Source organism: Indolivaga capnocytophagoides DSM 22835, from assembly GCF_000426485.1.
In the GTDB taxonomy this organism is placed as follows: domain Bacteria; phylum Bacteroidota; class Bacteroidia; order Bacteroidales; family Dysgonomonadaceae; genus Dysgonomonas_A; species Dysgonomonas_A capnocytophagoides.
This window is the reverse complement of record NZ_AUFL01000008.1, coordinates 69,992-89,906: the sequence shown is the minus strand read 5'-3', so window position 1 is coordinate 89,906 and position 19,915 is coordinate 69,992. Positions and strand designations below refer to the sequence as shown.

The following is a 19,915-nucleotide window of genomic DNA, read 5'->3' as shown; positions in this document are numbered from 1 at the left end:
CTTATTATTCCTTTAAGATTTACTTCTTAGAAATCGAGTCTCAAACCAAATGTATAAGTCGATGTCAAAGGATATACTTCTGTATCCCAGCCTTGACTGTCTGATAATTCGGGAGAGAATGCGTTCGCTTTGAATGTTGTAAACGGACGGTCGGCTGTCAGACTCAAACGTAATGCCGACATGGTGTAATTTCCCAATTTCAGATTACGCAGGGTGTAACCCAATGATATATTCTGGATACGGAAAAAGTCAGCATTTTCGACAAAGTACGAACTATATTTCTGGTCACTCACATTCCAAGACTTCAATAGAGCTGCTGCAGATGGATCTGAATTCGTAGAACCGGGACCTGTCCATCGGTTTTTATATTGAGCTTTGTCGAAGTTATAGTTTTGAGACGAATAGCGAAGGGCACGTTTACGATTGAACATCTGGGCTCCTGTCTGTCCGTAAGTAGTCAATTGAAAATCAATATTCTTATAATTGAATCCTAGATTAATACCATAAGTAAAATTAGGAATATAAGACCCCAGGCATGTACGGTCGTTACCATCCAAAATGTTATTTCCATCCAAATCGGCATATTTTAAATCTCCGGGTACTAATCCATTAGCTACAGCGATAGGGTCCGCTGCAATCTCCTCAGGAGTCTGATAAACCCCGATCATCTTGAATCCATAAAAAGAATTCATCTCCTTACCTACAATATTAACAGTCTTACCTCCTTTAATAATGTTATGTCCATTCAAATCTTTCACCCGATTCCTCAATGTCGAAATATTTGCCCCAATGCTATAGCTAAAGTCTTTTCCAATCTTATCGCTCCAGTCGGCACTAACATCTACACCTGAATTAAGAATCTTTCCATAATTACCTGCAAGAGTAGTCGTACTAAAAGGAAGAAGTGGTGAGATTACAGCATTTTTGGTCATTCGATGAAAATAGTCGAAGTCAATATTCAGCCGGTTATCGAGGGTAATAATGTTAAAACCTGCATTTGATTCTTCAACAACCTCCCATTTCAGCCAACTGAAGTATGTACTGTTCTGAAAACCTGCAACTGTACTACTACCGAATACTCCCGATGAAGCATTACCTGTGCTTATTGAAGCGAATCCATCACTAGCCTTAACCATATCGTTTCCGAGTCTGCCCCAACTTGCCCGTACTTTCAGGAAGTTTGCCCATTTCTGTTTTTTCATGAACGGTTCTTCCGATACTACCCAAGCAGCACCTACAGAAGGGAAATATCCCCAGTGTTCCTGATATTTGCTCGAACCATCGGCGCGCATAGTGAACATCAACAGATATTTATCATCATAGTTGTAATTCAAACGGGCAAAATAAGAAAGCCCTCTATAGCAAAAACCATCATCGGTTACAGTAGCACCAGCTGCATTTCCGTTTTTAATATACCAATATTCATCTGCTCCATCAGGGACATTATTAGCCTTTCCCTCAAAGTAACGCCACTGTTCCTGACGCATCGAATAACCCGCCATTGCTCCGAATTTATGCTTTGCCCATTGGTCATTATAAGTCAATGTATTATCCCAAATATAGTTATAGTATTTATCTTCAGTCTTCTTCAATTGGGTCGTAGCGGATTGCTGCCAACTGCTTACATAATAAGCAGGAGTAAACTCGCGTCCCTGAGTAGAAAGAAAGCTATAAGAGTAGTTTGTCTTAAAATTCAGTTTAGTAGGGATAAGTTCTAATTGAGCATAAAAATTACTCAACACCTGATAGTTTTCCTTACTCGAGTCGAAATACTTGGCTGTTGCTATGGGATTATAAAAGTTGGATGTGTAACCAATAGCATCTGGAGAACCATATTTATCGGGAAATCCTTTTTCATTAGTCTCATCATAAAGAGCCACAATAGGAGGACAGTTAAAAGCTTTCTGCCATGCCTGATTATTCGGTACTTGCTGTGTAGAATTACTGAATACGCCACTAAAACCTACTTTCAGCCAGTTTGTTGCATCATAGTCTAATGAACTGCGTAAGTTAAGACGCTTATAGTTATTATCCACATCCATAATACCATCCTGATATATATAACTCGCACCAATAGCATAAACAGCATTATCGGAGCCTCCGCTTATATTCAGACTGTGATTTGTTATAGCAGCAGTGCGAAGGAGGTGATCGTACCAATCATTATCGGCTCCAAATGTCCAGTTATGAAAATCAGAATCGGCATAACTACCTCCATATTTGTCAACAGACTGTTTGAAATGAGCTTGATATGCATTGTAATTCCCCTCCAGAAGCATAGTTGCATACTCTTTTGCATTAGCCAGTTCCAGTACATTCGCTGCTTTCTGAATACCTATATAACCATCATATGATATTCTTGCTTTTTGGTTACGGGAACCTTTCTTGGTTGTGATAAGCACAACACCATTTGCAGCCCGTACACCATAAATAGCAGCAGCCGAAGCATCTTTCAATATAGACATCTCCTGAATATCAGCGTTGTTCAGAAAGTTGATGTTATCATAGAACATACCGTCCACAACAAACAAAGGTTTGCTGTCGGAAAATGATCCGACACCACGAATCTGAACGATAGGCCCTTCTCCGGGAGCTCCATTATTGATGACATTCACACCGGCAACTTTACCTTGCAGTGCCGTCATTGGAGAAGTCGATGGAACGGATGCCAGAGCCTCTCCCTTTACAACAGTAATAGGTGCTGTAAGATCCTTTACTTTTGCCGAACCATAACCGATAACAACAAATTCTTCTAACTGTTGAGAGTCCTCTTTCAAAGTTACATTTATTACCGCTCTGCCATTTACCTTTATATTCTGAGGCAGCATACCAAGATAGCTAACTATGAGAATTCCGTTTTCAGGTACATTACTCAACGTATATTTCCCATGTAAGTCGGTAACGACTCCGTTTTCGGCTCCTTCCACCATAATGGATACACCAATCAGCGTTTCACCCGCACCATCTGTTACGGTTCCTGTTACTGTCTTTGTTTGAGAAAATGCTGGTATTGTAATCAATAGCAAGCATACCATCAAGAATAGACTTTTAAGTCCTGACGGCTTTTTTAGAAGATGTGTGTTCCTCTTCATTGTATTAAATTTTAATGGATAACTTGGTTTCATTGAACCTTAAGCTCTATCGAGTGCTTATATTTCAACTTGGATGCAAATCTATGTATTTCGAAAAGTGAAGAATAAAAAACACATTCACCATCAATACATATCCCGAATATTCATCAAATCACCCACTACTTATTTACTACTCAATAAGAATTTACCCATTGTATATCAATAGAATAACACACCTGTAAAATATTTCGGCTCCTCTCTAAAAATACCATTAACAAACCTGACACTCAGATAATTTTACAACATCATCGTACACAAGGACTATTCTACATCTAAGAAAAATTCATTGAGATTCTGGGTAGGCTTTAAGTCTAGTTTTTTACGGAGACGGTAGCGGTTATTTTCGACAGCCCTGACAGAAAGATTCATAAGCGAAGCTATGTCTTTGGTATCCATATTCAATTTCAGGCACGCGCAAAGCCGCAAGTCATTATTAGTGAGTAAAGGATAGTTTTTCTTCAATGTCCGGAAAAAATTGTGATGCTTTTGTTCAAATTTGATAAGAAACATCTTCCAGTCATCATCTGTATCAAGATTATTCGCAAGCAGATTATTTATCCTTTGATAAAGAGGAATAAGCCCTTTTTGGGTGTTTTTATCACAAATCTCATCCACTATCTCTTTTAGTTTCAGAATAAGTTCATTCTTACGGATTATAAATGAAGTTTGAGTAAACATCTCCGCATTCTTTTCTTCTATTTCATATTGAAGCTGTTCATTCATCAAACGTAAATGCCTATTTTGTAAACGTCTTCTCATAAACCAAAAGACTGCATAAAAAACAAACAGCGTGAGTAAACAACAAGAAAGATACCACCAGGTAGTATTATACCAAGGAGGAAGTATCTCAAAATGAACAATAGTATCAGCAGAATAATTGTTTAATTCGTCTGTCGAGCGAATGTGTAATGTATATTTACCTTGAGGCAGACGGGCATATGTAATGCTGTTTCGTCGTACAGGCTGGCTCCAGCTGGTATCAACTCCTTCAAGCTGATATTCTACATATAAGTTTTCAGCGAGGGCATTGTTTACCGAAAATCCGATTGTTACTGTATTTTCTTTATATGGAATCCGAATATCTTTTTCTATGTCAACATAGCCATTATTCAAATCTCTTCCGGTATGTATATACTCCAAACTAGGAGGTGCAAGTTCTACAATACGAGGTTTACTTTGACGAGAATTATGCAAAATTCCCCCGACATCGAGACAGATCAGAGAAAGTGAATCATCCAAAACGGAGATATTCTCAGAATCCGTAACAAGTGACAAATTATCAGCTTCTACTTTGTATGCTTCAGTAATACGTGCTACGTAACCATCATAGATAAAGCGATAAACGGAAGATTCGGTTACAGCCCAGCTTTCTTCTCCATTGATAGGTATAATACGTTTAAGATTGTTTATATTTTTGAAACACTGATTTAAAAGAGGATTAGGTTGTAAATTATCCTTACCTTCATTGTATGTATAAAAGTGATTTTCGCCTAAAAAGATGATGCGTTCGCTTGATTTGAAAATCTGCAGATGAGCAGGTAATGCCTTATCCGTCTCGCTCCCATAATACGTATAATAACGGAAGGCATCCAATTGTTCATTTAACCTGCATTTATACACACCACGCCTAACGGTTTCGAGCCATATATTACCTAAATGGTCTACTTCGGCATCGTAAATATGATCTGTAATCTGACTCATAATATTTATTTTCCCAGTTTCTTTATTAATAATATACAGATCGCTGTAGGTAATAATAACCTCGATTTTCTTTCCATTAATAGTCGCTTCGAGAGTTTTAAATACTCCATTATTGATCTGGTAAGATTTCCGAACGCTGAAATCGGGACAGATCTCAAGCAGTCCATTATTATGACAACAGAATAATTTTCCGTCAATTTGACTGAAAGACCAAACTTGCCCCTGCGTACCCTCAATGAATTTTAGCGACGAATACATTTCAAGGTCGTTCACCTTTTCTCTTGGTGTATAGAAAACACCTTGATTTGTACCTACTATCAGATATCCGTTCCATAGGGTTGCGGCATATACCGAGCTCGAATTTCCCGACATCGTACGATAATAGCTCAATCCGTCTGTATAACGGATACAGGCAAGTCCTCGATCCATGGCTATCCAGATATTATTGCTTTCATCTTCATATAAGGACAGAATAGTATTGTTTTGCAGGGAATTAGCCGCATAGAAATGATTCAGAATATTTGCATGGATGTCTACTTCATATATTCCGTTCAGCTGTGTTCCCAGATAATAAGTATTACGTTTTGAGCAATATATAGCACAATTTAGTTCCTGCCCGTTTAACTGACGTGAAAGAACACTGTTCCACGGGGTAAAACTTTTTTTATCGTATATATATAATTGCCCTGTAGACGTACCTATTAAATATCGATTTTTTCCATAAGGCAAAATAACCCGGGTAATAGTACCATTCAGAAATTCGCTGCCTTTAATTTTATTCAGCTGCCCATTTTTAAGTTGATAAAGAGGTCCGTACATTTCCTGTACCCAATATTCATCGTTAACTTTCAACAACAGCATAAAGCCCTTTGAGGTGGTTAACCTCTTTATGGTATTGTTGTTATATACATAAATATTCGTAAATGATTGGAAATATACGTTATCTGCATCTATCCAGATACGCCAGATACTCTCATTATTCAAGCTTTTGGTTGGTAATAATTCTTTTAGGGAGGTATATTTTAGACTGCCAGAAAGATCCCTATCCCATCGTCCGAATTCGTCTAAACCTCCTGTATAAATAGTGTCATGCGATTTAACAGACAGAGCCCGAACAATAGGCGAATTCGGCATCGGGTAAAGTTTCCACCCCATCCCATCAGATTCAAGTAATCCTCTATCATTGCCAAAATACATAAACCCTTTTTCGTCTTGTCCTATAGACCAATTTTTACTGGCTGCACGATATTTATCTCGAGTAAAGTTTACCACATAGGGTTTCTGATTGGTAAAAGAATAGCATACTATTACTGCTAATAACATGCAAAGTAGAGAGAAGTGTCTTTTAGTGGTCATTGTATTAGAATATAAGGTCGTTATTGCTTCAATTTATCACAAATATACATTAATTAAAATAAGTTAAAACAGTAGCCTTTATTTTTTATCAATAGATGAATATAAACATAAAGAATCAGTTACTAAGTATTACTTAATAACTGATTCTTTATGAAACTCAGCCTACAAGTACATTCTCAAAAAAGGTAACATGCAGAACTGAAGATTTTCAATCTATAATAAAATTCCCCTACTTAAGTAACACCCTAGATACTTTTCCATTACCTCCGTTTATCCCAATCGCTTTTACGATATACACACCTTTTTCAAGTCCATAATTATGAATAAGGGTTTCACCTCCACGAATATATTCCTTAACTATTAACCGTCCCATTATATCATAAACAGTTGAAATATAAGTTTCATTAGTCTGATTATCTACAACAATAGCATTATTTTTTACATAAATATCGACAGGAAGAACCTGAGATATATCTTCCGAAACCGACGATAAAGGCGATATAATCTTGAAGGTTCTAACCTCGTGTGCATCAACCTTAGGAATAACATACTCGGCATTATCCACAATAGAATACGTACGTCCTGTAAGCATATCCTGCAAACACAGTCCACGAGACTCTCCTTCGGTATTAACGGATATATTCAATACAAAACTTTCATTGTTTCGCGACTCGATACTGACTTGCTGGCATAGGCTGGGGACTGTTGCAATCTGATATTTTTCATTATCACGTCCTTGAATATATGCCTGAATAATTCCTTCTTCCTGTATTTTATATCCGTCCCATCCATTATCAAAACCTGTAGAAGCATCTTCATTTTCAAATAGCCACACCCGGTCTGCAGATTTAGAACCTATTACATCTATCACCACATAAGGAAGCTCGCTTTGACTGCTAAGTGATCTCCATGCTATTTTATCATCCGGCAGTTCATTCTTTACAACCTTGTCATACATCAAAGTAATATTTCCTCCGGATTTAGCATTTAACATAAATGTATACATCGATAAAATTCTATCGGGTAACCCTGCTTTACCTGCAAGATTAATCGGCACTGACTGATATTGACCGCTACTGACTCCAGAAACAGATCCTCCATTCAATTTACGCCACTGATCTCGTGTTCCCGTATTAAATAGATAAACAGTTTCATCTTCCAGCTCATTCGAATACACTATAGCATCTTTAGTGATAGGTACTGCTGCTGTAAATGAATTACTTATAAGATTCATTCCCGAATAATTCACGGCTGATGTTTTAGTTAGCGGCAACAAAGCATTACCAACATTCAACGTTCCGGAAAAACTATAGATATGTGAGGGTTCTGTATCAGAGCTGTTTGTCATCTCATATCCTTTGAATGCCATCAACTGAGTGTCAGGTGCAAATGGAGCCGGACGCCATTTGTTTCCATTATAAGGCTCTGCCCATTGATTCACGGTTTCAACCTGAGGCGATAAATAAGGAAAATCTGAATTCTGAACCGGAATACCAAAATATTGCCACTGTTTGCGATAATACCCACACGTAGCACATTCGTATGCTTTATTATAAAATTCAACAGTCGCATTGACCGAGGTATTCAATTCGGGTTTTGAGAAAATCAATGTTCCGGTAGATTCAGTAGGTGATGATTTAATAATAATAGTTCCCGATTTACCAGGATCATCAACAACCTGTCCATCAATTATCAATTGCTTATCCGTTGGGATAATTAAACTTTTATCCGACTTGTTTATTAAGTCTCCAATAACACGATCGGTATCCAGTTGTAAATCTCTTATCGCAGGTTTCCCATTATTATTTTCATCTGTAGCAAATTCTACGTCTTCCTTATCTACGGGAATAACCTGCTCTGTCCAATTTACAGATTTGCCCCAATCGCTATCTTCTGTCCCATACCAGTAATTTTTCGGGGTTGCAGTATCAGCTATCGTTATACTTACTTTTGCTGGATTGGAAGTATTTCCATTATTGTCTGTAAAAGTATATGTAATAGGAGTAGGTGTACCAGTAAATCCCGACTGGGGGGTAAAAGTTAATTGTCCATCGACATAATTCCAGACACCTTCACCATCAACAGTCATGGGCTCATTGCTTACAGGAAGAAGGGTATAAGGATTAATCAAAGTAACTTTATTCACCTTTGCCGGATCTACAGGTGCCAGTGTTCCTTCTGCGGGTATATCATTATCAAATATATTCACAGTGACCGGTTGACCCGGAACTATAGCCGCAACAACTTTGCTGTCATCTATCGCTCGAGGGTTACATTCGCTGTATATATAGACAAACGTTCTTCCTGAAGTTCCTCCTGTAGAACGTTTATACAAGCGATAAGATATCGGAGTAGGATTCCCTGTAAATCCCGATTTAGGAGTAAAAGTGAAAGTTATATCTGTATATGTGTATGAAACATTCGGCCAGCCACTCCAGTCTAGTGTTCTATTCTCTACTAATTGCCATATACCTTCATTCTTTACTTCTATTGTTTCCTTTCTTATTGCTGCACTCTCATTATCTTCGACATTATATGTCGCCCCTACCGGAACATCCAATCGTATACCAAAATCAGAAGGAGTCACCCGATTTCCATTTTCGTCAACATCATTTTTTAAAACATCCAAAGTTAATGCTCCTACATGATTACAATCCATAAGTACCTCATCATTAAAAGCAACAGGCTCTTCTATTCCGCAATTAACAATCGCAGTTTTAGGTAGATTATCTTTTACTGATTGATCTACTTCATCCGGTTCATACATTTCAAACAAAAAATCATCTATAGCAAAATCATTTCCCTGATCAGCTCTATTCGCATTCTCAACCGAGATTGTGTAATTTCCAGAAGAACAGGTCTCAGGCATAAAAAACCAGTAGTCCTGCTGTTTCCAACTACCCGTTCCTGATCCTTGACCATTCTCAACGCCTTCATATACAGCGACCGAAGTTCCCCCATTGGCACTTAAAACATGATGGTTAATTTTTACGGTTGTGTTTTGAATGAATAACTGATAACGAAGACGATAATATTTCCCGGCCTGTAAATTGGCTATACGCACATAAAATGCAGCCATAGTAGTTCCGGCATTAATGACCATTGCTCCTCCATCTCCATTGTGTCCGGGAGTAGCATCCCCTTTAGCTTCAAGATCAGTCCATAAACGATAAACATCCGCTGTATAAGGAGGTACAGCAGATAGATTTCCCGCACTCTCATAAATTTTCTTAGGACTGACTACCGCATAAAAATTATTCTCAATAGCCTTAGCTTCTGAAAAATTCTTATTCCCTACATTTGGAGCATTTGGGTCTGCAAATACAAAGGTATTGAACCCAGTAGGCATATATGGCCATATTTTTCTCTTCTGAACCTCTGTACCTGGAGCCCCAAAATCATCGTAAAAGATACGAGTCTGAGCGAAACTCTGTCCGAGAAAATTAAATAATAAGAGAAATATTATAATATATGTAAACCTTAATTTCATATTATTTTATCCTGATAAAAGAATGTATTAATGCTGTTTAGTTCATCATTCAATTATGTATCTAATTATCTGATGACAGAGAAATATCATATCTGTATAAATGATTGCGTTCAATATGCTGAGGCAATTGCAACCTATACGTTTCGTCTCCGAATTCGGGTGGTGGCAATGAGCCTGCATCATGATATGGCAAGCTTATTTCAATAGAACCCGAAGAGGGGACACTCTCATTCAGATAAGTAACAAGACTCATCCCAATAACTTTTCCATCTGCATTACGTCGATAAGAAGTTACGTTCCCCGATTCACTCCACCCCAGCCAGTCTGAGGAACTGATCAAAGAGTTGACTTTATTTCCCGTTTGTAAAACATATGTATTTTTGTCGAAGTTGATAAACTTGTATTTGTATTGAGGTTCGTTATCTATTGTAGGGTAAGTCTGATGCTCCTTTGATAATGTAATATTCAATTGCAGTTTAGCTACAGCGCGAATCAAAGATATATTATCCAAACGCGCAGCAGTGTTGAAATCGTGCAGCTTATTTCCTGACATCAATAACGGAGTAGTAATATTTTCTGACCAAGGTTCCTCGGTTGTTTGCAAAACAGTCTCCAGATCACTCTCCGAGGTTACCTCATCAAGTTTTGATTTGATTGAGAAACAATTTGCAACAATATACACATCCCTATACCCTATATCAGATTTATTAGCATTTAGCGAAATTTTATTATCTGCAGTACTCCATGTCCCTGCACTAAAAACCGATGCTGAAACATAATATTTGACTACAGCCTGATTATCTGTTGTGGGAAATAGAAATACATACAAGTTTTCGACCACTTGCTCTTCTTCTGTTTCATTTTCTATGACAGTTGACGTTGCTCTTGTATAATTATTTACATCGAAAAACAATTCGATTTTGTCATTATCTGCACCTGCTTCGATGATCTTATCTTCGGAACAAGACAGCATCAAAAGCAGATTAACCGACAACAACATATATATTATTCGACTCATGCGACTTTTGTTTTAATTATTTACTGAATGTTTTTACCAGATTACCGTTGTAATATACCTTCATATATGTACCTGAAGTTGGAACTGGAGACAATACATATTGAACTGAAGACTGAGGATCTGCATCTGTAAATGTTTTAGTTGTCGTTCCATCCGAAAATTTAAAATCACCTACAGTTTCGAGTGTCACTTTATGTGGATCACAAGCTTCAATCGTATTGCTAATGGTGACATTTCCATCTTCGCCGACTTCTACATTGTACCCATATCCCATATAAGTAGAATTTTCGACAACATGCCAAGGGTCTATAGTATATACAATTTCGAGCGTTTCTAATTTCTTTATTGTATATAAGTAATATCGATTACGGTAAACATTGTAGTCGGGCTTTTCGGTTGTATTTCCCATAGCAAAAGACAGATAATCTTTTTCGGGAATAGTACCATCGTATGTTACAATAGGTATCTCATATTGAGTACCATCAAGTGTTTCGATTACAAAATAATTAATAGGCCGATGATTCACCGCAGTCGGCCAACTCGGTGAAATCATCAGAGCCTCTGGAATATAGTAGAGATAAGTGTTGTTTACTTTTTTCAATGGTTTGTCTTCGTAATAAACCTGAACACGCCCCTCCAAAGAAGATGTCAGACTAAACTGCCGTGAAGCATTTTTATAGTAAACATTCTTCACGTCCAGATTATTGCCGGATGTATCAATCCTTACATCAAGTTTAGCAACCACCCGAATTAACTTCACCCGATCTTCATTATCAGGACAAAAGGGTTGAGGTGAATAAAGACTTCCCCCTTCTGTTATTATTTGATTACGGTACACTCTGGACATCGGAAAACCTTTATCTTCGGATGCACTCAGATAAAGATCGGTATCTAGATCCGAAAAAGTATTCATATATACATCCATATCCGATTGTGTCGTAATCTTCTTTAATTCGTTAACAGGCATATTCGCAACAAAATAAAAATCCCGCTTCCCCGGAGTCAATTGAATTACAAAACTTTTATCCTTCTCCGATAAAGCTATATGTTCATCAAAGTATTCACCGACTTTGGTTCCTGTAGATGAGTCAAAAACCAGCATAGCCATATCATGTACACGATCCTCATAATCCTCATCATCGGCATTGAATGTTTCTAGTCCGTCAACCTGAGCTCTCGTTACCGAGAGATAAACAATCGATTGAGGATCGGTAGTAGAGGAATCATCATCAGTCTGAGATTGACACCCCGAAAATGCAATCAGAATACTGATCAGTAATATATATAATAATTGAATTCTTGTCATATTCATATTGACTGTTTTAAGCATACAAGCCTATAATTACAGTTCGGTACTGTAGCTATGTACAAACCAGTCGTTTACATAAACGGCACAACTAAAATTTGTCCCGCATTCGGCACAATAGTCTTTCAGTACGAATTTTATGGTAAAGTCATTCTCACAATTCAGATTGATACCTCCACTGACTGTATTTAATAGAATACTGCCGATAAGATCTCCGCTAAATACCTGCTGCCCTGTTTTGGGATAAGTTATTGTGAGGTTATTATGATAGCCAGTTGCTAATTCGAGCAACGAAAAGTCCCAGGCTACGGTATTCTCGGTATATTTTGTATTTTGTATCGGATAAGACAATATCGGAGAGTTGAGAGGCATAGAGCCATCGATATTTATTGTCCCGTTAGCAGAGGATACTGCTACATTGAGATCACGAGGTGTGAGAGCTGTTATTGAAGCATCAAATTCAACAATCACTTTAACCCGGTTCGTTAATTCGTGTAGATTTATTGCTGTATGTTTGTAAAGAGACCCTGATTCTTTCGGATCAGGCAAAAAAACAGAGGCACTTTCTCCCTGCCAGATTCGCTGAGCATTAATTAGAGCAACAACATTTTTCTCAGACGACTTGATGGCTAACATCACATCCTTCTTTGTGGTCACACCTGATGAAAAAGTATTTCTAACAAACTTATCATCTACACCTGTCCACGCGATAAAGGTAAAATTACCATTCGAAACAGGTATTAAAAGTTCAAAATTGCGATTAAGGTCAACATTCTGCCGGTTAACTGTTGATACCAATTTGCCTTTATCATCGAAAGCAAAAACTGTAAGTGAAGTGACATCTCCAATAAAAGTCGAATCAACATCGCAAGGTGTCAACGCAAAGAATTTCACATATACCCCTTGAGGACAATCCGACAAATCGTCATAAATCAAAGAATCGCATCCCCAAAGAAACGCTCCCAGGGTAAGTATCACTATGAATATCTTAATTCGCAAAATTTTCATTTGTTGCATTGTAATTGATTTTTATAAAACCGGAGGAGAAAAAGGGGTTCCCCTCCGGATACACTTACTGACTGTAAAATCAAATGCCTAAGTCAACACTATAAGAGTGAAGTTTCCATGGCAACACTTTTACATCCACACTCATCCATGTTTCAGGAGTAGTTAAAGGGTCAGTAGGGGCTATAGGATTTTGGGGTTCATTTATACCCGGTACAACAGGCTTCGGATCAGGATTGGCGGGAGTAGAACTATTCGGATCTTCGGGATAAAGCGGATTCCAGTTTGTTCCCAGATTTTTAAAACCTGAAATATGTACATGATATATATTGTTTCTAACTACCGGAGAGTTATACCAGGTTGGAATATTATCAGGATTGACCCATGCATAATATAACACTTTACCTCCTACATATTTGGCAACTGTCTGGCCTGCAACTCCTCCTTTGGCTGGATCAACAGCATTTTCGGCAGAAGCAAAAAATTTACCATTAGCTCCGAGATAAAAATCTTTGCCTGCAGTATAAGTTCCGCCATCAGCTAAAGCGGCAGGAGTAAATTTGGCTCTGACCAGAACATAGGCAGTATTCCCTTTTTTGTAACTCGACGCATCTGCTACACCTGTCGCATGTGTTGTCGGCAGAATAAACTTTCCTGATAATTTAGCATTTAGTTCATCAGTAATTTGTGTCTGAGCAGAAGCTGCTGCATAATCAGCCATTGTCGGAACAGGAGTTCCTCCAAACAGTGCAGAACCATTATATTCTTCGAATAATCCTGAATAGTCATACTTATTTCCCGCATTACCGAAATATTCGGCATTAGTAGTAGGAATCCATCCATAATTGGGTGTTACATAGTCTGATTTACGTTGAATATATACCGAGTTTTCACCTTGAGCCAATACCCATGTTATATTCGAAATTGTACCCAGTAAATCTGCTCCGGATTTTATTTCATATGTTGGGGCTGCAGTGGTAACCATTACCCGGGCAACAGCCCTTTCAACCTGTACACTCGCTCTATTCAACGGATTAGCATCTCTCAGGGCATCTTCGGCACTTACATTCGGCGCTACATTAATAGAAACTTCCTGCACATTTGTCATAACAATAGTTTCGTCTGCTGTACCATTTTTCGCTGCCAATTTATCGGCAGATGTACTTACAGTAAGGCTTGTTCCTGAATTTACAAGGTTTAACGCTGCAGTTTTATAAGTGTCCTCAAATGTATTTGCGGGTGTTGCAGCTAATGCAGCCTCAATATCAGAATTACCATTGATCAGCACATAAACTTTTTTTATGCCGGCTGATGTCTTAATTGCTTTTTTAGGTTTTAATACAACCTGATTAGAAGTGTTTGACACTTCCTGAGTATATCCGTCATCAACTGTTGTACCAACTGTATATGCAGCAGTAGTGACAGTAGAACCATCCACTAAAAATATGGCCACCTTTTCAATCTTATCTTTTCCTGCCCACTCCCCTACATCGTTATAATCCGAAGGTAAGGCCCTCAACGATAAGTTTTGAGGCAAACTAAGGGTTATACTTACGTTTGTATTTGCATCTGTCTCTGCAGAGGTTTGCAAATCATTATCATCACTACAAGCGATAAACCCAAGAGCTGAAGCTAATAGTACTAATAATAGTTTTGTCTTTTTCATTCTTTTTTAATTATAATTTTGACATCTATTTTCTTTCATAAAATTTTCTAATCAAATTTTGCCTTTAATTAAGCCAGTGTCAAGTTTATATTTTTCTCTTCTGATCAAACATAACAAGGGAGACATGTAACGTATAAACATGTCGAAAAAGCCTTGTTACCGAATTATCTATTCAGTGTAATTATCTAAATTGAATCGAGCTTCAGCATTACCATTTGCTGCCGCTTTGGACAAGTATTCCCGAGCTTTGCCATAATCGCCTTTGTAGAGATAAGCTACACCCAGATTATTCCATATTTTAGGATTATTCTCTATTTTCAGGAGTCGTTCTATGGCTGCATCAAAATTTCCACCCTCAATGTCAGCTCCTGCCGAATTGACAATCGCAATATCACTCTGTGGATATAATCTTACGGCTATATCAAAAACTTCTCTGAATTCCTTTGTATCAGACGGATAGCTATAAGCAACCAAATACATTTCGTTTAAACTTAACAGTTTAGGATTAACTTTAATGAGTTTCTTCGCTTCTTCTACATCAAAAGGCCTCACAATGTATGCTATTACATATTCTGTACGACGCAATGGAGGATAATAGTCATTCAACAGTATTTTATACGTATTCCCATTGGCAAGCTTCATCAGTTCCCTATCTCGAGCGTCCGGACTTCCTATTTTATCAATAATGCCCAATACTTCTAGCTTATCCTTCAGTGATGATTGGGAAACCGACTTATATAAACCAGTCCAATCTTCTCCAAATCCGTTGACAATAAATTGATTTCTTCTAACTCCAAATTTCGACACAAGATAATCGGCAAATGAATTAGCTCTGTTTTGAGATAATATCCGGTTATGTTCAAATCCTCCTTCCGGTGATGCATAACCGGCTATATTAAATTCAGTAATTTTTAAGTCCTGATTTTGTTGTATTTCACCTATTACACTATCCACCTGCGCAAATTCTACTGAATTGTTCTTAAAATTGCGTAACAATTCGTAACGGTCTACGATATAATTAAAAGTTGCAGTATGTCTGTCGCTGCGAGTTTTTACAGGTTCTACTTCGGGAACAATAAATGTCAGCTTATAAGAAACAGGAGCCTGCTTAGGTAATATATTTTGAGCGACCAAACGTTCTTCTTCAGTATCGTAACAGCTGGCACATCCGGAAACTATTTCTGAAATAGACAATGAAGCATTATCCATCCACAATTTATAAGGTACTATAACAGCATAATTAACAGATTGAACAGTACCGTTTTTTCTGGTTATCACAGTTTGTGGTTCTCTATCGAATGGAAGTTGAGAACCTAAACTCTTCTTTCTATTCAATATCTTATTTCTCAAACTACCGGAGACAACTACCGGAGAGAGCTTAAGACTGTCATTATCTTTCCCATTAGATTTTAAAACCGGAGTAAGAATAAGCATTTCATTTCGACGAACAGATATCTCATCCAAAACAAAAGTCATAGATACAGATACTTTGTCGTGCTGTTTAATAAAATGCTCTTCTGTTATTTGTATTTTTCCAAATTCAGATTGAGCATGAGTAGATAGAGTAAATACTATCAGAATTGCCGATAAGCATACTCTCAATATCATTGATTTTTTCATTACTTATTATTTTAAGAAATAGACTAAAGACAAACCTAATCGTGTTATACCCCAGTAATTATAATTTCCTTCATCTGACTTTGTTCCACAATCCTTACACGGGTATTTATCATAATGGATACGGGCATATCCGACACCTACATTTAACTCAAAATTTAAACGATTTGATAATATCCACTGATATCCATAGCTTAAGCCTCCTCCATATAGATAACCTTCGTACCGGCTGTCTTTAAAAACATCTAAGCGTCCGATAGGGATATCCCATCCGCCCACATTAAATTGACCGCCCAATGCATGCAAACCTATAAAATGCCCATTGAATGTCTCACATAACCACCAACGATATTCGGGTTCAATAAGCCAATGTTTTAATGTTTTATTATCTGAAAACGAAAACACATTTATGCCTCCTCCAAGTTCCAAGGTAGTCCTGTCGGTCAATGCTAATTCTAGTTGTAAATTAGGAGTTGTTGTTGCCCAATAAGCAAGATTTGTTTTTATAGCTACCTCCTGCGCATGAAGTAGAAATGAAGATGTGCAAGCGGCTAATAAAAAAAATAGTTTTAAGCCTTTAAATTTAAAATGACAATTCATTTTTATTAATAGTTGTATTATTTTATTGGTATAAATTTCGTTTCGAACCACCCAACAGAAATCGTAAATCTAAAAATATAGAACACTATAAATTTTAGACAAAACTATACTCTTATAGCATTTAAAGGACTATAAACAGATACAACATACATACAACATTTCTACAAACCCGCCATTAGCTTACTATTTTCCATAAGCACATAGAAAATTCACTTAACATAATTTTTGAATATAAGGAGTGTTCAATGTTAATAAAGTGCGTCTAACAATGTTAATGAAATACAAAATAACAAAATACGTCTAAGAAGAAATATATACTTAGATATACGTCCGAACACCAAACCTGAATATAAATGAACAAAACAAAAACAACTCAAATCTTAGTAGCACAAACGGTTTTTATCGCAAATTTTACTTAATTTTGTTCTATGAAAGGCTATATTAATATATAGCTTATATTATAAAAACAGCTAGCACTAATTCATTTATTCTTACAATACAGAAATGAGATACAGACATATATTGTGTTGCTTTATTAGTTATATCTTCACAATTATTCCATCAGATGCATTTAGCAGAGATTTAAAACATTCCGACAAAGCAGTTGTAGATAGTATCTTATCTGTATCTTTCCAACATTTTTTGAATATTAATATTACAGAGAATCTTAAGACAGCAAAACAAGCTCTGAAGAAAAGTCAAGAAATTAATTACGGGGCAGGCAAAGCTAAATCATATTTTTATATAGCAAGAGCATTAAGTTATGTCGGAGAATATAACATGTCTTTAGAATATCTGGATCGATGTGAAAAGGAAGAATACAATGAGGATAAAGCATCTATAAACTCCGAAGCTCACAGAATAAGAGGTCAGGTATATATGTATCTGGGACTTCCTTCAAAATCTTTGGAAGAATTCAGAAAGGGGCTTCATTGTGTAAATAAAATGGATGAAGGAGGTGTCAAAAACCGGCTAAAAAGTTTAGCTTATGAAAATCTCAGCATAGGATATATAGCTATTGTCTCATATGATTCTGCTTTTTATTATCTATCAAAAAATAGAGATTTACTCCACAAAATGGATTCCGAAGAACCTTATATATATAGTAATTGGGTAAATCTATATACTCTATTCGGCGATTACTATTCTAAGACAAATCAATACGATTCTGCAAGCTATTATTTCAACAAATCAATAGAAACAACTCAAAAATCAGGAAGTCCTTATACTTCATGGACCTATAAACATTGGGGGGATATGGAATTAGGCCGAGGGAATCCCGATTCTGCTCTAAAGTACTATAATCTGAGTTTAGAAGATATAAAAAGAACAAACCTCAACAACGAGCTTCCTGATCTTTATAAACAAATTTTCCAAGCTTATACAGAAAAGAAGATGAATGATAGTGCAAAGTTCTATCAGAATAAGGCGATTTCTGCAGAAAACAAACTCCTCTTATCTAAAAACCAAGCGGTAGAAAAAGCATTAAACTTGATACTTGAAGAAGAGAGTGCAACACATAGTCTCTTTCAGGAGAAAGCCATCCGGCTCATCTCTGTTTTGACTATCTTCGTTATTATCATACTTGCAGCATGGGCCAAATGGAGATATACACACCAGAAAGAACTAAAGGAAGAGAAAAGGATGGTAGAAACCCTTGAATTCAAATTAAATGACAAAACACAGGATCTGATAGAGTTGGCAAAATTAAACGACAGTTCTTTTATTACAAATTTCAAAGATATATTTTCTGAATTTACAGAAAACATTTATAACAGATATCCTGATTTGATCAACTCTGAATTTTGGTTATGCTCAATGATCTTTCTGAATTTCACATCCAAAGAAATTGCGCAGTACAGTTTTGTAGAACACAGATCAATCCAAATAAGGAAGAGCAGGTTAAGAAAAAAGCTAAAAATCGATGCCAATATTGATTTATATGTATACATTCGATCTTTTGCTTAAAAAGAAGAACTGCTTATATTTCTTACATGTTTTCTAATCCGCAATAGTCCGTGTTCACTATAGTGGCATTCCTATTTTTTCCTATTCTCTAAAAAAGGCACAAAGCCGGAAAATAAGAAATACCTATATTTCTATAAGTGTTATTGTGGAGCTGGAGGGAACGTTACATATCCAAACAGCTATTGATTTTCAATATCTTATATGCTATAAATTAGAACTGTCAGCATTTATGCACATGCTGTAATTCTGCGAATCGCTTCGGGTTTCGATTGAGACAAAGTTAGGTATAATTCCCTACTTCAGTAATTTTATATATAATTAGATATTAATATTTTATTCGGTTCAAATATTTATTAGGGACGAGTTCATCCCCAATTTTTCGGGGGAACTGTATTTTTTCTATTTTTAGGGCTCTAATAATTCAATAAAATCGAATTTTATCAGGTCCCAATATTTACCTCTTAGACAGTTTGGATCAGCATCGTTATCCGCATATTCAAATTCTATAATATTCTGTAGAATTTGATCTTTACTTGCGCCATATGGATATCGTTCAAAATAAAATTCCAACATTTGGCAAAGGTCTGTATAATATAAATCCAGTTTGACATAGTATGATTCCAAGTCCCCAATATAGAATGATTCTTCAAATCCGGCCAAGTCAATATTAGATGTGGAAACATAAGAGAAATTTAGCGTCAAATATTCTTCAATGGCTTTAAAACCCACTGTATTGTACACCATATCTGTGAATAAATCAATATCAACAAATTCTCTATAAGCAAGTTGTAAACTGAGTGATGTACCACCAACCAATCGGAATGATTTTAAAACTTCTACCAGCATTGGTTTCTCCAAAGCATTCTGCAGTAATGGAGTTACTGTATTATAATACAACATGCCTATATGGTTTCTAAGAGTTTATTTGCGCTTTCTTTTATTGACGGAGCTAAATCCCGATAATATCTCAGAACTTCATTTGCTTTTTCCTTCTTTAATAATATACATCTACTAAGGACGACGTAAGTTCTTTCTCTTGCAAACGATCTTAACAACG

11 protein-coding genes are annotated in these 19,915 nt (G+C 36.6%); 1 reads left to right on the top strand and 10 read right to left on the bottom strand.

All coding sequences use genetic code 11. The annotated features are described in order from the left end of the window. Positions 1–26 precede the first annotated feature (26 nt). The 9 genes from K322_RS0103575 to K322_RS0103535 all read right to left on the bottom strand — a co-directional run bounded on the left by K322_RS0103575 (position 27) and on the right by K322_RS0103535 (position 16,890). Positions 27–3,092 (bottom strand): SusC/RagA family TonB-linked outer membrane protein, encoded by a 3,066-nt coding sequence (locus K322_RS0103575; protein ID WP_026625652.1) that lies wholly within the window; start codon positions 3,090–3,092, stop codon positions 27–29. A 300-nt stretch (positions 3,093–3,392) separates the two neighbouring features. After that, positions 3,393–6,188 (bottom strand): triple tyrosine motif-containing protein, encoded by a 2,796-nt coding sequence (locus tag K322_RS0103570; RefSeq protein ID WP_026625651.1) that lies wholly within the window; start codon positions 6,186–6,188, stop codon positions 3,393–3,395. Between the two features lie 229 nt (positions 6,189–6,417). Then, entirely contained in the window at positions 6,418–9,678 is a 3,261-nt protein-coding gene (locus K322_RS18430; RefSeq protein ID WP_051290612.1) for an Ig-like domain-containing protein, read from the bottom strand. 61 nt (positions 9,679–9,739) lie between these two features. Beyond that, on the bottom strand, positions 9,740–10,696 hold the full coding sequence (locus K322_RS0103560; RefSeq protein ID WP_026625650.1) for a fimbrial protein: 957 nt from the start codon (positions 10,694–10,696) through the stop codon (positions 9,740–9,742). Between the two features lie 16 nt (positions 10,697–10,712). After that, the gene (locus K322_RS0103555) at positions 10,713–12,008 is read right to left on the bottom strand and encodes a FimB/Mfa2 family fimbrial subunit (RefSeq protein ID WP_260201715.1); all 1,296 of its coding nucleotides are present in this window, start codon (positions 12,006–12,008) and stop codon (positions 10,713–10,715) included. Positions 12,009–12,038: 30 nt separating this feature from the next. Further along, complete coding sequence (locus tag K322_RS0103550) at positions 12,039–13,010, bottom strand: FimB/Mfa2 family fimbrial subunit (protein ID WP_026625648.1); 972 nt, start codon at positions 13,008–13,010, stop codon at positions 12,039–12,041. A 79-nt stretch (positions 13,011–13,089) separates the two neighbouring features. Then, on the bottom strand, positions 13,090–14,673 hold the full coding sequence (locus K322_RS0103545; protein ID WP_026625647.1) for an Mfa1 family fimbria major subunit: 1,584 nt from the start codon (positions 14,671–14,673) through the stop codon (positions 13,090–13,092). Between the two features lie 168 nt (positions 14,674–14,841). Continuing rightward, entirely contained in the window at positions 14,842–16,293 is a 1,452-nt protein-coding gene (locus K322_RS0103540) for an OmpA family protein (protein ID WP_026625646.1), read from the bottom strand. A 6-nt stretch (positions 16,294–16,299) separates the two neighbouring features. Continuing rightward, positions 16,300–16,890, bottom strand: coding sequence for a DUF3575 domain-containing protein (locus tag K322_RS0103535; protein ID WP_026625645.1), 591 nt, complete (start codon positions 16,888–16,890; stop codon positions 16,300–16,302). Between the two features lie 504 nt (positions 16,891–17,394). Between K322_RS0103535 and K322_RS0103530 the strand changes: the two genes are divergently transcribed. After that, positions 17,395–18,858: a tetratricopeptide repeat protein gene (locus K322_RS0103530; RefSeq protein WP_026625644.1), complete on the top strand. Its 1,464-nt coding sequence runs from the start codon at positions 17,395–17,397 to the stop codon at positions 18,856–18,858. A gap of 405 nt (positions 18,859–19,263) precedes the next feature. On the opposite strand, the gene K322_RS0103525 is transcribed toward K322_RS0103530, so the two are convergent. After that, complete coding sequence (locus tag K322_RS0103525) at positions 19,264–19,758, bottom strand: nucleotidyl transferase AbiEii/AbiGii toxin family protein (protein ID WP_026625643.1); 495 nt, start codon at positions 19,756–19,758, stop codon at positions 19,264–19,266. Positions 19,759–19,915 lie beyond the last annotated feature (157 nt).

Coding starts and splice junctions, on each gene's coding strand:
- K322_RS0103540 (WP_026625646.1), bottom strand. CDS start 16,293: ATGAAAAAATCAATGATATTGAGAGTATGCTTATCGGCAATTCTGATA.
- K322_RS0103555 (WP_260201715.1), bottom strand. CDS start 12,008: ATGAATATGACAAGAATTCAATTATTATATATATTACTGATCAGTATT.
- K322_RS0103530 (WP_026625644.1), top strand. CDS start 17,395: ATGAGATACAGACATATATTGTGTTGCTTTATTAGTTATATCTTCACA.
- K322_RS0103560 (WP_026625650.1), bottom strand. CDS start 10,696: ATGAGTCGAATAATATATATGTTGTTGTCGGTTAATCTGCTTTTGATG.
- K322_RS0103545 (WP_026625647.1), bottom strand. CDS start 14,673: ATGAAAAAGACAAAACTATTATTAGTACTATTAGCTTCAGCTCTTGGG.
- K322_RS0103525 (WP_026625643.1), bottom strand. CDS start 19,758: ATGTTGTATTATAATACAGTAACTCCATTACTGCAGAATGCTTTGGAG.
- K322_RS18430 (WP_051290612.1), bottom strand. CDS start 9,678: ATGAAATTAAGGTTTACATATATTATAATATTTCTCTTATTATTTAAT.
- K322_RS0103570 (WP_026625651.1), bottom strand. CDS start 6,188: ATGACCACTAAAAGACACTTCTCTCTACTTTGCATGTTATTAGCAGTA.
- K322_RS0103550 (WP_026625648.1), bottom strand. CDS start 13,010: ATGAAAATTTTGCGAATTAAGATATTCATAGTGATACTTACCCTGGGA.
- K322_RS0103575 (WP_026625652.1), bottom strand. CDS start 3,092: ATGAAGAGGAACACACATCTTCTAAAAAAGCCGTCAGGACTTAAAAGT.
- K322_RS0103535 (WP_026625645.1), bottom strand. CDS start 16,890: ATGAATTGTCATTTTAAATTTAAAGGCTTAAAACTATTTTTTTTATTA.